Annotated in this window: 14 protein-coding genes; 9 read left to right on the top strand and 5 right to left on the bottom strand. The window is 64.9% G+C overall.

The window, feature by feature from the left end:
- Positions 1-231: 231 nt before the first annotated feature.
- Positions 232-666, bottom strand: coding sequence for a MarR family winged helix-turn-helix transcriptional regulator (locus AC0L3X_RS30495; RefSeq protein ID WP_014490415.1), 435 nt, complete (start codon positions 664-666; stop codon positions 232-234).
- 179 nt (positions 667-845) lie between these two features.
- Between AC0L3X_RS30495 and AC0L3X_RS30490 the strand changes: the two genes are divergently transcribed.
- The 7 genes from AC0L3X_RS30490 (at position 846) to AC0L3X_RS30460 (ending at position 8,419) form a co-directional block, all read left to right on the top strand.
- On the top strand, positions 846-2,030 hold the full coding sequence (locus tag AC0L3X_RS30490) for a substrate-binding domain-containing protein (protein ID WP_063980616.1): 1,185 nt from the start codon (positions 846-848) through the stop codon (positions 2,028-2,030).
- 151 nt (positions 2,031-2,181) lie between these two features.
- On the top strand, positions 2,182-3,696 hold the full coding sequence (locus AC0L3X_RS30485) for an amidase (protein ID WP_063980617.1): 1,515 nt from the start codon (positions 2,182-2,184) through the stop codon (positions 3,694-3,696).
- Between the two features lie 96 nt (positions 3,697-3,792).
- Positions 3,793-4,650 carry a branched-chain amino acid ABC transporter permease gene (locus AC0L3X_RS30480; protein WP_063980618.1) on the top strand — a complete coding sequence of 286 codons (858 nt, stop codon included), beginning with the start codon at positions 3,793-3,795 and terminating at the stop codon, positions 4,648-4,650.
- Positions 4,651-4,652: 2 nt separating this feature from the next.
- Positions 4,653-5,870, top strand: coding sequence for a substrate-binding protein (locus AC0L3X_RS30475; RefSeq protein WP_063980619.1), 1,218 nt, complete (start codon positions 4,653-4,655; stop codon positions 5,868-5,870).
- 6 nt (positions 5,871-5,876) lie between these two features.
- Positions 5,877-7,010, top strand: coding sequence for a branched-chain amino acid ABC transporter permease (locus tag AC0L3X_RS30470; RefSeq protein ID WP_063980620.1), 1,134 nt, complete (start codon positions 5,877-5,879; stop codon positions 7,008-7,010).
- Complete coding sequence (locus AC0L3X_RS30465; protein ID WP_063980621.1) at positions 6,997-7,731, top strand: ABC transporter ATP-binding protein; 735 nt, start codon at positions 6,997-6,999, stop codon at positions 7,729-7,731. Before AC0L3X_RS30470 ends, AC0L3X_RS30465 begins: the two co-directional genes overlap by 14 nt.
- Positions 7,724-8,419 (top strand): branched-chain amino acid ABC transporter ATP-binding protein, encoded by a 696-nt coding sequence (locus tag AC0L3X_RS30460; protein WP_063980622.1) that lies wholly within the window; start codon positions 7,724-7,726, stop codon positions 8,417-8,419. Before AC0L3X_RS30465 ends, AC0L3X_RS30460 begins: the two co-directional genes overlap by 8 nt.
- Before the next feature lie 109 nt (positions 8,420-8,528).
- Here AC0L3X_RS30460 and AC0L3X_RS30455 read toward each other — a convergent pair whose 3' ends face one another.
- The 4 genes from AC0L3X_RS30455 to AC0L3X_RS30440 form a co-directional block, all read right to left on the bottom strand.
- The gene (locus AC0L3X_RS30455) at positions 8,529-10,088 is read right to left on the bottom strand and encodes a L,D-transpeptidase family protein (RefSeq protein ID WP_225048569.1); all 1,560 of its coding nucleotides are present in this window, start codon (positions 10,086-10,088) and stop codon (positions 8,529-8,531) included.
- 452 nt (positions 10,089-10,540) lie between these two features.
- On the bottom strand, positions 10,541-11,503 hold the full coding sequence (locus tag AC0L3X_RS30450) for an acetyl-CoA carboxylase carboxyltransferase subunit alpha (protein ID WP_063986022.1): 963 nt from the start codon (positions 11,501-11,503) through the stop codon (positions 10,541-10,543).
- A gap of 273 nt (positions 11,504-11,776) precedes the next feature.
- On the bottom strand, positions 11,777-12,733 hold the full coding sequence (xerD, locus tag AC0L3X_RS30445; protein ID WP_063980624.1) for a site-specific tyrosine recombinase XerD: 957 nt from the start codon (positions 12,731-12,733) through the stop codon (positions 11,777-11,779).
- A gap of 17 nt (positions 12,734-12,750) precedes the next feature.
- Positions 12,751-12,897, bottom strand: a complete 147-nt coding sequence (locus AC0L3X_RS30440; protein ID WP_035730492.1) for a hypothetical protein — start codon at positions 12,895-12,897, stop codon at positions 12,751-12,753.
- A gap of 170 nt (positions 12,898-13,067) precedes the next feature.
- Between AC0L3X_RS30440 and AC0L3X_RS30435 the strand changes: the two genes are divergently transcribed.
- Both AC0L3X_RS30435 and AC0L3X_RS30430 read left to right on the top strand, forming a co-directional pair.
- Positions 13,068-13,694 (top strand): shikimate kinase, encoded by a 627-nt coding sequence (locus tag AC0L3X_RS30435; protein ID WP_085403588.1) that lies wholly within the window; start codon positions 13,068-13,070, stop codon positions 13,692-13,694.
- A partial coding sequence (locus tag AC0L3X_RS30430) for a 3-dehydroquinate synthase family protein (RefSeq protein WP_473317082.1) occupies positions 13,691-14,533 on the top strand: 843 nt, incomplete at its 3' end. The genes AC0L3X_RS30435 and AC0L3X_RS30430, both read left to right, overlap by 4 nt.

The raw sequence follows: 14,533 nt of genomic DNA, 5'->3' as shown, positions 1-14,533 counted from the left end.
CTCCGCAACCACGACCACCCCCGCCCGGGGGGGTTCGGCGCCCCGCAAAGGCCCGGGGGGGGGCGGGCCGGGGGCGCCGCCACCCTCCGCTGTCGTGCCCCGGCTTGACCGGGCGACCCAGTACGCCGCGGCTTCTCGGTTCAATCAAAACTGTCTCTGGAATACTGGATCGCCCGATTAAATCGGGCGATGACAGCCGAGTGTGTGGCGCGCAACTCGCACCACATCCGCTCAATTCGAGCTGTCGATCAAGCTCTCCAGCAGCCGCTTCAGTTCGCTCGTCGATTTGTCGCCGTAGCTCTCCAGGATGTGCTCCTCCTGGTCGACCGCGAGCGAGTTGAGCTTCTTGCACAGCACCTTGCCGCGGTCGGAGATGAACATCAAAACCTTGCGGCGATCATTCGGGTCCTGCACGCGATAGACCAGCGTGTCGGAGACCATGCGGTCGATCATCTTGGTCAGCGTCGGATGATTGAGCAGCACCGCGTCCGCGAGTTCGCCCATCGAGTGGCCATCGCCGTCCGACAACACCTTAAGGATGCGCCACTGCTCGACGGGAACGCCTTCCTTGCTCAGCCGCAGTTCCAGCTGCCGGTTGATCTCCCGGTTGGCTTGCGCGAGCAGGTAGGCGAGGTGTTCGGTGATCGGGGAGTTCGGTTTTGCCACGGCTAAGACTTCGTCTTGACCCAAATGAGTGAATGTCTTGCAATCAATGCTGCTTCTATATGCACTTCAATTGTTGAATATTCAATATTTTCAAAATAGGATGATTGCCTAACAAAAGGGCGGATGCCGCGGCCGCCTGCTCATTGTGCTTTCAGGTCTGGTGCCAGACAGGAGTTGGCGTGCACGCGACGGTAAACTTCCCGGCTCACGGCAGTCCGGCGATGCCGCCGTCCTTGCTGCTGAGGAATCTGTCGTCGTCGGGCGCCGATAGCTCGCTGTCGCCGGGCGATCATGCTTTCCTCAGGCGGCGTGGCGCGAACAAGCTGCGCATCGGCGGTTTCATCTGCTGCACGGGATCGCCGGGTGTGTGGGGCCCCTGCGCGACCAACAGCGCGCAACTCGCCGTTGCCGAGATCAACAAGCGCGGCGGCATCCTCGGCCGCGAGATCGAGCTGTCGATCTACGACGCCGGCGGGCCGCTCGACGAGGTGCTGAACCGCGCCGAACAGGCGATCGCGTTCGACGAGGTCGATCTCATCGTCGGGCTGCACACCAGCGCGGTCCGCGTCGGCTTGCGCGACGTCACCACGCGTCACCGCATCCCCTACATCTATACGCCGGTCTACGAAGGCGGCGAGCGCACGCCCGGCGTGATGGCGATCGGCGAGACGCCGCGCTGGCAGAGCCGGCCGTCGATCCACTGGCTTGCCGACGTCAAGAAGGCGTCGCGCTGGTACCTGATCGGCAGCGATTACGTCTGGCCCTGGCAATCGCACCGCGCCGTGAAGAACTACATCAAGGAAACCGGAGGCCACGTCGTTGGCGAGGAGTTCGTCCCCCTCGGCGAGGACAATCACGAGCCGCACCTGGCGCGCATCCGCGCCGCGCGGCCCGATGTCGTGCTGATCTCGCTGATCGGCACCGACAGCGTCACCTTCAATCGTGCTTTCGGCGAATGCGGCCTCGGCGCCACGACGCTGCGGCTGGCGGGAGCCATGGACGAGACGGTGCTGCTCGGCATCGGCGCCGACAACAGCGAGAACATGTTCTGCGCATCCGGCTATTTCTCCGGCATCGGCTCGCGGGCCAATGACGACTTCCAGATCCGCTATCGCGCGATGTTCGGGCCGAACGCCCCGCCGATCGGATCGCTCGGCCAGTCCAGCTATGAAGGCCTGCGTTTCCTCGAAGCCGTGGCGAAAAAGGCAGGTTCGCTGTCGATGGCGCCCATGCTCGCGGCGGGCCGCAACATCGTTTACGGCGGCGCGCGCGGCCCGGTCGTCGTTCGCAACGGCCACGCCCGCATGCAGATGTATCTCGCGGAGGCCGACGGCCTCGACTTCAAGCTGATCAAGCCGGTCTGAGCCTGCTGCGGCAATCCGGACAGCCCCATCTTAAAATAATACTTGAAAAGGAAAATATTTCCGCTTTGAATGTTTCAGCAGGGCCGCTGCGCGCGTCGCGCCAATCGCGGCCGCGCGCAGGGACCGTACCAAGAAACTTCAGGAGAGCGCCGTGACAGTTGTCCTTCCCACGCCTGCCCAACTTCTTGACGTCGCCAAGCAGTGCGGCCTTTCGCTGACCGATGCCGATGTCGCCTCGTTCCGCGGCCTGATGCAGGGCTCGATCGAGGCCTATAATCTCGTCGGCGCGATGCCGGACGAAGTGCCGGAGGTGAAATATCCGCGCACGCCGGGCTACCGGCCCTCACCCGAGGAGAACCCGCGCAACGCCTGGTATCGCAAGTCGACCGTGAAGGGTGCGGCGAGCGGCAAGCTCAAGGGCAAGACCGTCGCGCTGAAGGACAACATCATGCTCGCCGGCGTGCCCATGATGAACGGCTCGGCGACGCTGGAAGGCTATGTTCCCGATTTCGACGCCACCATCGTCACGCGCATGCTCGATGCCGGCGCCGAGATCGCCGGCAAGGTGCATTGCGAATCCTTCTGCATGTCCGGCGGCAGCCACACCGGTGCGGTCGGTGCCGTGCACAATCCGCACAAGATGGGCTATTCGGCCGGCGGCTCGTCCTCCGGTTCCGGCGTCGTGGTCGCGCTCGGCGAGGTCGACATGGCGATCGGCGGCGACCAGGGCGGCTCGATCCGCATGCCGTCCTCGTTCTGCGGCACCTACGGCATGAAGCCGACCTGGGGCCTCGTCCCCTACACCGGCATCATGCCGATCGAGGTCTTCGTCGACCACACCGGTCCGATGACCGCGACCGTCGCCGACAATGCGCTGCTGCTCGAAGTGCTCGCCGGCGACGACGGCTACGATCCCCGCATCAAGGCGCCGAAGGTCGAGGAGTACACCAAGGCGCTCGGCCAGGGCGTCAAGGGCATGAAGATCGGCATCCTCAAGGAAGGCTTCGAGCAGGCGAACGCGGAGGCCGCCGTCAACGAAAGCGTCCGCGAGGCCGCCAAGCGCTTCAAGGACCTTGGCGCCACGGTCGAGATCGTCTCGATCCCGATGCATCTTGTCGGTCCCGCGATCTGGACGCCGATCGGCACGGAGGGCATGACCCAGACCATGATGTATGGCGATGGCTATGGCCTCAGCCGCTCCGACCTCTACTCGACCTCGCTGATGGACTTCCATCGCGGCTGGCGCCGGCAGGCGGATTCGCTATCGGAGACGACAAAACTGTTCCTGATGCTCGGGACCTACATCAACAACAGCTTCGGTCCCCGCTATTACGGCAAGGCACTCAACATCTCGCGTCGCCTGACCGCGGCCTATGACAAGGCGTTCGGCGAATACGACCTGCTGCTGCTGCCGACGACGCCAATGAAGGCGACGAAGCTGCCGGAGCCCACCGCGAGCCGCGAAGACTACGTCGCCCGCGCGCTCGAGATGATCTCCAACACAGCGCCGTTCGACATCACCCATCATCCCGCGATGTCGCTGCCCTGCGGCATGGTCGACGGCCTGCCCGTCGGACTGATGCTGGTCGGCCGCATGTTCGAGGAATCCACGATCTACCGCGCCGCGCATGCCTTCGAGCAGATCGGCGACTGGAAGAAGATGTGAGCGAGGCATCGATGCAGACGGACGGACCAGAGCGTTTTCAAGCGAAGTGGATACCGGTTCGCGTCAAGAAAACGCGTAAAAATAAGAATCCAGCGCATGGCTAACGCGTTCGTCGCGGCGTTCGAAATCCTGAGCTTCGGCGCGATCATCGTCCTGATCGTGCTGGGGCTCGGAATCATCGCCAGCATGATGGGCATCTTCAACTTCGCGCAAGGAGAGTTCGTCCTGCTCGGGGCCTACATCACCTATCTCGCCTACGCCAAGGGCCTGCCGATCTGGGCCGGCATGGTCGCGGCGCCCTTCGTGGTCGGTGCGCTCGGCTTCGTGCTGGAGGCGCTGATCATCCGCCGCTTCTACGCCGCGCCGATCGTGGCGATGCTCGGCACCTATGCGCTCGGCCTGATCATCCGCGAATCCGTGCGCGGCCTGATCGGTGGCTTCTATCTGACCGTGCCCGAGCCGATCGGCGGCTCGATCGATATCGGCGCCATGCATATCTCGGCCTGGCGCTTCACCATCATCGTCATCACGCTCCTGGTGATGGCGGGCTGTTACCTCCTGCTGTCGCGCACGAGTTTTGGCCTGCGCATGCGCGCCACCCTGGAAAATCCCTCGCTGGCGCGGGCCTCAGGCATCTCCACGCCCCTGATGTACGGCGCCACGTTTGCGTTTGGCTCCGCGCTCGCCGGCCTTGCCGGTGCGCTGATCGTGCCGGTGTTCAGCCTGTACGCCGATCTCGGCCTGCGTTTCCTGATCCAGGGTTTTGTCGCGGTGATGGTCGGCGGCGTCGGCTCCTTCATCGGACCGGTGGCGGGCGCCGGCGTGATCGGCACCCTCAGTGCCGCGCTGCCATGGGTGATGGCGCCCGTCGTCGCCGACGTCCTCGTCTTCGTGCTCGCCATTGTCTTCATCAAATTTCGGCCACAGGGCCTCATCGCTGGAAAAGGGGTTTAGTCATGTTCGATCGTACTCAGCTTTCGCGTCGCCGCTTCCTCTCCAATCTTGCCTTTACCACCGGCGCGGTCGCGACCGGCGTCGGAAGCTGGGTGATCCCGGCGCCGTGGGCGAACGCGGCGGAAGGCCCGATCAAGGTCGGTATCGCGACCGATCTCACCGGCCCGATCGCTTATGCCGGCAATGCCGACGCCAATGTCGCCAAGATGGTGATCAAGGAGATCAATACGGCCGGTGGCCTGCTCGGCCGTCCGCTCGAGCTCTATATCGAGGACACTGCGTCGAACGAATCCGTCGCCGTCGGCAACGTCCGAAAACTGATCCAGCGCGACAAGGTCGACATGGTGCTGGGCGGCATCACCTCGTCGATGCGCAACGCGATCAAGGACCCGATCGTGGCGCGCGGCAAGACGCTCTACATCTATCCGCAGCTCTACGAAGGCAAGGAGTGCACACCCTATCTGTTCTGCACCGGGCCGACGCCGGCGCAGCAGTGTGACGAGTTCATCCCCTGGCTGATCAAGAACGGCGGCAAGAAGTTCGCGCTGCCGAGCGCCAACTATGTCTGGCCGCACACGCTCAACGTCTACGCCCGCAAGGTCATTGAGGCGAACGGCGGCGAGGTCGTGTTCGAGGAATATTACCCGCTCGACCAGATCGACTTCTCATCGACCGTCAACCGGATCATCTCCAACAAGGTCGACGTCGTCTTCAACACTGTCATTCCGCCGGGCGTCGGCCCGTTCTTCAAGCAGCTCTATGAAGCGGGCTTCCTCAAGAACGGCGGGCGCCTAGCCTGCGTCTACTATGACGAGAACACGCTCAACATCAACCAGGCCGCCGAGATCGAAGGGCTCGCAAGCTGCCTCGACTATTTCAAGGTGCTGACCAAGGAGAACCCGTTCGACGCAAAAATCCAGGCGGCGTACGAGAAGGACTTTCCCGGCAACTTCCTGTTCGCGGCCGGCAGTGCCGCGACCGGTACCTATCGCGGCCTCAAGCTGTGGGAAGCGGCCGTGAAGGAAGCCGGCAAGGTCGATCGCGACTCGGTTGCCGCCACTCTCGATCACGCCAAGATCGCCGAAGGCCCGGGCGGCCCGGCCGAGATGGTGCCGGGCAAGCGGCACTGCAAGATGAAGATGTACACCGCGGTCGCCAAGGGTGGGAACTACGAGATCGTCGGACGCAGCGACGGGCTCGTCGATCCCAAGGAATGCTGAGGCGGAATGCCGAAGTCGATGACTGTGGTAAGAGAAGCCATCGCCGGCGACGAAGCGGACGGTGCGATGGCTGAACGCGTGGCCGCGGGACAGGCCAAGGAACAGGTCAAGGCAGGACGAAAGGTCCTGCCGATCGTGGAGGGCGTCGTGCTCGTCGCGGCGCTGCTCGCGCCGCTGGTGCTGCAGGACTACCTCACCGTGTTCGCGACCCGCGTGATCATCCTCGCGCTGTTCGCGTTGTCGTTCGATCTGGTCTGGGGTTATGCCGGCATCATGAGCTTCGGCCAGGCCCTGTTCTTCGGCTCGGCCGGCTATGGCGTCGCGCTGCTCGCGCGCGACCTCGACATCACCAACATCTTCGTGGTGCTGCCGGCGGGAACGCTGATCGGCCTCACCTTCGCGCTGCTGCTCGGCGGCTTCCTGCTGCTTGGACGGCACCCCTCCAGCGTCATCTTCGTGTCGCTGGGCACGCTGACCGGCTCCTACGCCGCCGATCGCCTCGCGCGCGGCTGGTACTATCTCGGCGGCCAGAACGGCATCCCCTCGATCGCGCCGATGTCGCTCGGCGGCTACGAATTTACTGAGGGCCCGGCCTTCTACTATCTCGTGCTCGGTATCCTCGTCGTGGTCTACCTGCTCTGCCGCTTCCTGGTACGCTCGCAATTCGGCCTGGCGCTTGCGGGCCTGCGCGAGAACGAGCAGCGCATCGCCTTCTTCGGCTACAAGGTACAGCACCTGAAGGCGATCATCTTCGCGATCGGCGGCGCCATCGCAGGTCTTGCCGGCAGCCTTTATGCCTTCCATGAAGGTTTCGTCTGGCCCAACATGGTCGGCGTCGTCGTCTCGACGCAGGTCGTGCTCTATGTGCTGTTCGGCGGCTCCGGCACGTTGATCGGCGCCGTCATCGGCGCCGTGATCGTCGAGGGCGTCAGCTTCTGGCTCTCTGACAATTATCGCGAGATCTGGCCGATCATCCTCGGTCTGCTGCTGCTGCTCGTGATCCTGTTCCGGCCACTTGGCCTGATCAGCTTTGTGCTCGGCGAGCGCGAACGGGTCGGCAGCTTTGGTGCCAAGCCCAAGGAGACCGTGAAGCGGACTGAGAAGCAGACTGAGAAGGAGAAGCGCAATGCCGCTCCTTGAAGCTGCCGATATCAAGAAGATCTTTGGCAAGCTCACCGCGCTCGACGGCGCCGCGCTGACCGTCGGCGAGAACGAGTTTCACGGCCTGATCGGACCGAACGGCTCCGGCAAGAGCACGCTGATGAAGTGCATTGCGGGGGCCGAAGTGCCGACCCAAGGCAAAGTGAGTTTCATCAACACCGACATCACCGCGTTCACGCCGACCGAACGGGCCCGGGCCGGCATGAGCCTGAAATTCCAGATCACCAGCGTGCTGCCGACGCTGACGCTCTACGACAACATCCTGCTCGCGCTGCAGGCGCAGTCCTCGCTGTTCGATCTCGTATTCTCGCGCACGCGGGACGCGCTGCACGACCAGGTCATGACCATGCTGACGCAGTTCCGCCTCGCCGATCGCGCCTTCGACGCGGCGGCCGCACTGTCGCACGGCCAGCAGCAATGGCTGGAGATCGCGATGGCGCTCGCGGGCAAGCCGAAGCTGCTGCTGCTGGACGAGCCGACCGGCGGCATGAGCCTGGAGGAGCGCCGCGTCACCGGTGAATTGCTTCAGCCGATCAAAAAACATTGCTCGCTCGTCATCGTCGAGCACGACCTCGATTTCATCCGCGACATTTGCGATCGGTTGACCGTGCTCGACCAGGGCAAGGTGCTGGCATCAGGCACCGTGTCGGAGATCCAGGCCAACAAATCCGTTCAGGAGATCTATCTGCGCCGTGCCTGAATTTTTGGACATCAAGCATCTCGACGCGGGCTATGGCCGCAGCCAGGTCCTGTTCGACGTCACCCTCGGCATTCCCTGGCGCGGCGGCGTCGCCGTGCTCGGCCGCAACGGCGCAGGCAAGACCACGCTGATGAAGACCATCGTCGGCGAGCTGCCGGCGTGGAAGGGCGAGGTCGCCTTCGACGGGCGCGACATCAGCCGCCGCGCGACCCAGGAGCGCGTGCGCGCCGGCATCGGCTACGTGCCGCAGGAGCATTCGGTATTCGCGCGCCTGTCGGTGCGCGACAATCTCGCGGTCGGCTCGCTCGCCAGCAAGAAGGACGACGCGGTCGACCATGTGCTGACTATCTTCCCGAAACTCGGCCAGCGCCTCGACCAGCCCGCCGGCACCCTCTCCGGCGGTGAGCGCAAGATGCTCGCCATCGGCCGCGCGATGCTGGGCGATCCGAAGCTGTTGTTGCTGGACGAGCCGACCGAAGGCGTCTGGATCGGAGTGATTGAGGAGATCACCGAGCGCCTGATCGAGCTCGCGAAGAGCATCGCCGTCATCATCGTCGAGCAGCACCTCGACCTCGCGCTGCGCGTCGCCGATTACGCCTATGTACTGGACCGCGGCAGGGTCGCGCTGCAAGGGCAGGCGAACGATGTGCGCGTCAATCCGGAGCTGATGCGGTACCTGGCGCCGTAGGTCGCGCTGCCCGTCTTTGAGTGAGGCGCAGCGCTCTCACTGTACCTCATCAAGGGGAATGACGGCGTCAGGCTGAGATGGATCGGAGAGATTAAGCGGAGCGCCGCCCTTACTTCACCGCCCCAAAGCGGCTGTCGAACGAGTTCGACGACACCACCGGCGCGGCGCCCATGATCTGCGTCGCTTCACTCGCGCCATCCGACACCGACGGCTTCAGCGCCGGCCGCGTCGCGGCGAGGCGCGTGTCCGGCTTCACCGGTTCGGCCGGCTTGGCGGCGGCGACGGCCGGCTTCGGCGCGTCCTTGGACGTATCGCGGCCGGGCACGAACCGGGTCACTGCGGCCTTCAGCCTCGATGTCGCGGTGGGTGGCGTTGCGGGCGCAGCGGCAGGGGCCACGGACGCGGTCGCTTGCGGGGGAGGCGTGGTCGCCGTCGTGTCGGCGGTGCCGAGGCCCATCTTGCGGCCGAGGTTGGAGAAGAAGCCGCCTGACGATTTCTCTTGGGATTTCTCGCTGGCCGGCGCGGCCGCGGCGACGCGGGTGGTGGCGGCGGGCGCGCTGACGGCGACGACCGGCTCCTGGTTCACGGGAGCGGCGGCGACCGCATCGAGATTGGGCTTGGGCGGATTGACGTGTCCGGGGATCGTGCCCGGCGCCTTCGCCATCGCCAGCATCTCCAGGGTCGAGCCTTCGGCGTTCTCCGAGAGTCCGGTCGATCCCTCCGGAATCTTCGAGGCAAAAATCTTGTTCATGCCGCCGTCGATGCCGGTGTTCATGCGCGCGATCGGCGTGCCCTTGGCGACGAGCTTGTTGTATTCGACCTGGTCGCGCGCATCCTTGTCGCGCACCGCGCTGGCGATGTTCTCGGGGATCACATAGGCCGGGCACTTCGCGGACGCGTCGAACACCGGATCGCGCTTCGCGTCAGGCGTCTTCGTTGCGTCGAACACGTATTTGCGCTCGCAGAAATCGACCTTCGGCTCCTGCCGCGTCACCTCGAAATGATCATAGCCTTCCTTGATCATCTTCCAGAACGGCATGTTCGGGTTGTTCCGGTGCTTGGCCATGTTCACCGGCGTCATCTTGAACGGATAGGCCTGCAGCTGGAACGCCTTCTGGCCGCCGAAGAACGACTCGCGGCCAAGCGAATAAATCTCCGCGATCTGCTCGTCCGTCATCGCGTAGCAGCCGCGCGACGAACAATCGCCATGCACCATCAGCTGCGAGCCGGTGCGCCCCAGAGCCTTGTCGAACGCGTTCGGATAGCCCGTGTTGAACGAGAGATAGTAGGCCGACTGCGGATTCATCTGGCCCGGATTGATCGAGTAGAATCCTTCCGGCGCCTGGCGGTCGCCTTCGCGCACCTTCGGACCGAGATCGCCCGACCAGCGGCAGATCGGATAGGTCTTGAGCAGCGCGAACTGGCCGTTGCGGGCCTGCTTCCAGACCTCGAGCTCGGCCTCCTGCTTGAACAGGCGGACCAGGATCGGCGATTGCAGGTCCATGTCCTTCTCGACCATCGCGGCGAGAAGCTTTGGCGGCACCGGCTGGTTGGCCTTGGCGTTGGTCGCGAGCGAGACCTGGTCGGTGTCGCAGCCGGCCAGCAGAACACTGGCTGTCAGCAGCGCAACCGAAGCCAAAAGCGCGCGAGCAAGCGAACGAGAAATCAAGATGGACCCCACACCGTGCCGGGCAGAGAGCGCGAACCCCAATCTCGAAGCATGATCCGACCGGAGATCCGGACCCGTCGTGACGGGCGTTTTCGAACCACGCTCCAGCGCTTGTGCCCTGAAGCCATTGATTAAAATTCTAACCTCTGGGTCATGTGGTCGCAACCCGAGCTGGGATCACGAGCCCGTTGGCCCAGTGGCATGGTCAACGAAGACTAAATGGACGCGACTTTGGGCCGTACTTGGGCCTTCTGGCCCAATCCGCACAGAGATCGCTGATTTGGGCAAAAAAAGGGTTAACGGGGAGTTACCGGGGCGTCGGGGGCCGCCCGAAAGGTCTTGTAGGGTGGGCAAAGGCGCAAAGCGCCGTGCCCACCATCTCGCTCCCCATACTGTTTGGAATGGTGGGCACGCTTCGCTTTGCCCACTCTACGGCACCGAAAACGGCCGAATCAGCCCAGCTTCCGGCCGATATCGAGGAATTTCTGCCGCCGCTGCTTGCGGATGGTGTCGCCGTCCAGGCCGCGGAGCTCGTCAAAAGCCTTGGCGATGGCATCGCCCGTGGTGGCGATCATGGCGGTGGGGTCGCGGTGGGCGCCGCCGACCGGCTCCTTCAAGATGCTGTCGATCACCCCGAAGCGCAGCATGTCCTGCGCGGTGATCTTCATGTTGTTGGCGGCTTCCTGCGCCTTGGAGCCGTCGCGCCACAGGATCGAGGAGGCGGCCTCGGGCGAGATCACGCTGTAGATCGCGTGCTCCAGCATCAGGACCCTGTTGGCGGTGGTGATGGCGATGGCGCCGCCCGACATGCCCTCGCCGGTGATGATGGCGACGTTGGGCACGGTCAGCGCCATGCAGGCATCGGTCGAGCGCGCGATCGCCTCGGCCTGGCCGCGCTCCTCGGCGCCGATGCCGGGATAGGCGCCGGCGGAATCGGCGAGCGACAGCACGGGCAGGCCGAACCGCTCGGCCATCTCCATCAGCCGCACGCATTTGCGATAGCCCTCGGGCCGCGCCATGCCGAAATTGTGCCGGATGCGACTCTCGGTGGAATCGCCCTTTTCCTGGCCCATCACGCAGATGGCCTCACCGCGGAAGCGGCCGAAGCCGGCAACCAGCGCCTCGTCCTCGCCGAACTTGCGGTCGCCCGCGAGCGGGGTGAATTCGGTGATCAGGCCCTTGATGAAGTCGTTGAAATGCGGCCGCTGCGGATGCCGCGCGACCAGCGTCTTCTGCCACGGCGTCAGGTTCAGATAGAGGTCGGCCAGCGCCTGCGCCGCCTTGTCCTCGATCTTCCCGATCTCCTCGGAGATATCGGTGCCCGAGGCCGCAAGCGTCCGCAGCTCGTCGACCTTGGAGTCGAGCTCGGCGACCGGCTTTTCGAAGTCGAGATAGCTGCGCATGTGATCTGGCATCAACTCAATATAGCGAGGACGGGGCGGGGCGTCGAAGCAGGTTTGGACCGGCGGAAAGAAATGTAGCTTCTTCAATGAGTTGGCTTGTGCGCTCTAAAGCAGCCCGCCAAATCATGCGTGAGGCCACGGCTCTTTCTGCGGAGATGTGGCCGAAGTCAAGGCGGTTTCATGGGTTGCCTGTAGCCCGGATGGAGCGAAGCGCAATCCGGGAGGGTCTTTCCGCGAGGCGGGCGGCCCCGGATTTCGCTGCGCTCCATCCGGGCTACAAGAGAACTATTTCTCCGCCAGCGGGTGCAGGTCGCGCACCAGGCTCTTCAGGCGCTCCTCGACCACATGGGTGTAGATCTGGGTCGTGGAGATATCGGTGTGGCCGAGCAGGGTCTGCACGATGCGCAAATCCGCGCCGTTGTGCAGGAGGTGGCTGGCAAAGGCGTGGCGCAACACGTGCGGGGAGACCAGCCGGGCCTGCAGCCCCGAGGCGACAGCAAGCTCTTTCAGGTCGCGGGCGAAATGCTGCCGCGTCAGATGCCCGCTCTCGCCGAACGATGGGAATAGCCATTTCGAGGCGGCCACGCTGTTCTTCTTGTCGGCTTTTGCCGCTTCCGTCGCCGCGAGATAGTCGGCCATCGCCTGCCGCGAGGCCTCGTTGAGCGGCACCAGGCGTTCCTTGTTGCCCTTGCCGCGCACCACGATCATGCGGGCGTCGCGTTTTGCCGCGGAGCGCGGCAGCGCCACCAGCTCGGAGACGCGCAGGCCGGTGGCGTAGAGCACCTCGAGCAGGCAATAGAGCCGCAACGCGCGCAGCCGTTTCGAGGGAGAAGCGTCCTCCGCCTCGCTCAATTCCTTGGCGCGGCTGAGCATGCGGTCGACATGCGCGATCGACAGCACCTTCGGCAGGCCGCGGCCGCGCTTGGGGCCGGACAGGATCGCCGCGGGATCCTCGGTGCGGATGCGCTCGTTCAGGAGAAAGCGGTAGAGATGCCGCATCGCCGACAGCCGCCGCGCGACGCTGGTGGACTTGAAGCCGCGGCTGTCGAGATCGGCGAGATAATCGCGCAGGATCTGCGTCTCGGCGTCGGCAAAGCTGTGCCCGACGCGGCCCAAAAATTCCGAGAAATCGGTGAGGTCGCGGCGGTAGGCGTCGAGCGTATTGGGGCCGGCGCCCTGTTCCGCCGCGAGCATGTCGAGGAACAGGCCGGTGAGCTTGCTGTCTGAGGGCTGTACGCGCATGCCCTGGAGGCTAGCTCCTATTTCTTGAGAAACTTATCCGGCGGGATCGTCACCGTCATTTCTCGCGACTTCGGGCTCACAAAGTTCGCCAGCGCGAAGACCACGCCATAGACGATGCCGGCGAGCACGGCGACGACCGTCAGGAAGCGGAACAGGCTGGGCATCGGGCAAGGTCTCGGGAGGGTCTCAGGCGTCCAAATTAACCAATGGAATCATCCAACATGTTCGCCGTTTCGTGGCAAGAGTCCTCTGGCGAGGGCCCCGAGGGGGTCGTATAGGTGGCCAAAGCATGCCGCCTCCGGCGGCAGATCGAGCGAGACCCAGAGCGAGATTTATGCCCGACGCCGCGTTGCCGATACAAGCTGCCCCTGAGGCCGACATCCTGTCGGCGCTCGGGACGCGCTCGATCGTGCTCGTCGGCATGATGGGGGTGGGCAAATCCACCATCGGCCGCCGCATGGCGGCCCGGCTCAAGCTGCCCTTCGTTGACGCCGACACCGAGATCGAGGTCGCTCATGCCGGCATGACCATACCGGAGATTTTCGAGCGCCATGGCGAGCCGTATTTCCGGGATGGCGAGGCGCGGGTGATCGCGCGCCTGCTCGACGGCGAACCGATCGTGCTGGCGACCGGCGGCGGTGCCTTCATGCGCGAGGAGACGCGCAACCGCATTGCGGCCAAGGCGGTCTCGATCTGGCTCAAAGCCGACCCTGACGTCATCATGCGCCGGGTGCGCCGCCGCGCCGACCGCCCGCTGCTCCAGACCGCCGATCCCGAAGGAACCGTGACGCGCCTCCTCACCGAGCGCGAGCCGATCTATCGCCATGCCGACCTCACCATCGCCTCGCGCGACGTGCCGCACGACAAGATCGTCGAGGAATGCATCGAGACGCTGCGCGCCCATCTCCGCGGCGAACAAGCCGCCCAATCACCTGCCGACGTTGCGAGTGCCGTACGATGACTGCGCCGTTGAAACATTCAGATCCTGTCAACGTCGACGTCGCGCTCGGCGATCGCGCCTATGACATCGTCATCGGCCGCGGCGTGCTGGCCTCGCTCGGCGAGCGGGTCGCGGCCTTGCGTCCCGGTGTGCGTACGGCGATCGTCACTGATCGCACCGTCGCAAAACACTGGCTCGAGCCCACGGAGGCGTCGCTCGCTTCTGCCGGCATTCCGACCTCGCGCATCGTGGTCGAGGAAGGCGAGATCTCCAAAACCTATGCCGGCCTCGAAAAGGTCAGCGAGGCCCTGATCGCCGCGAAGATCGAGCGCAACGATTTCGTCATCGCGCTCGGCGGCGGCGTAGTCGGCGATCTCGCCGGCTTTGCGGCCGCGATCCTGCGCCGCGGCGTCGATTTCGTGCAGGTGCCGACCTCGCTGCTGGCGCAGGTCGATTCCTCCGTCGGCGGCAAGACCGGCATCAATTCGCCGCAGGGCAAGAATCTGCTCGGCGCCTTCCACCAGCCCGTGCTCGTCATCGCCGACACCGCCGTGCTCGACACGCTGTCGCCGCGGCAGTTCCGCGCCGGCTATGCCGAGGTCGCCAAATACGGCGTGCTCGGCGACGAAGCCTTCTTCACCTGGCTGGAGAAGAACCACTCCGACATTTTCAAGGGCGGCTCGGCGCGTGAGCACGCGATCGCGACCTCCTGCCGCGCCAAGGCCGGCGTCGGGGGGGGGGGGGGGGGGGGGGCGCCCCGCCCCCCCCCCCCCCCCCCCCCCCCACCGCGCGCGGCCCCCGCCCCCCCCCCCCCCCCCCCCCCCCCCGCCCCTCGCCCCCCCCCCCCCCCCCCCCGACCC

Source organism: Bradyrhizobium sp. MI1.7, from assembly GCF_055811795.1.
Note: the sequence above shows the minus strand (reverse complement) of the source record. Positions and strands in the feature narration are given on the sequence as shown.

Coding starts and splice junctions, on each gene's coding strand:
- AC0L3X_RS30480 (WP_063980618.1), top strand. CDS start 3,793: ATGGCTAACGCGTTCGTCGCGGCGTTCGAAATCCTGAGCTTCGGCGCG.
- AC0L3X_RS30475 (WP_063980619.1), top strand. CDS start 4,653: ATGTTCGATCGTACTCAGCTTTCGCGTCGCCGCTTCCTCTCCAATCTT.
- AC0L3X_RS30470 (WP_063980620.1), top strand. CDS start 5,877: ATGCCGAAGTCGATGACTGTGGTAAGAGAAGCCATCGCCGGCGACGAA.
- AC0L3X_RS30465 (WP_063980621.1), top strand. CDS start 6,997: ATGCCGCTCCTTGAAGCTGCCGATATCAAGAAGATCTTTGGCAAGCTC.
- AC0L3X_RS30450 (WP_063986022.1), bottom strand. CDS start 11,503: ATGCCAGATCACATGCGCAGCTATCTCGACTTCGAAAAGCCGGTCGCC.
- xerD (WP_063980624.1), bottom strand. CDS start 12,733: ATGCGCGTACAGCCCTCAGACAGCAAGCTCACCGGCCTGTTCCTCGAC.
- AC0L3X_RS30440 (WP_035730492.1), bottom strand. CDS start 12,897: ATGCCCAGCCTGTTCCGCTTCCTGACGGTCGTCGCCGTGCTCGCCGGC.
- AC0L3X_RS30435 (WP_085403588.1), top strand. CDS start 13,068: ATGCCCGACGCCGCGTTGCCGATACAAGCTGCCCCTGAGGCCGACATC.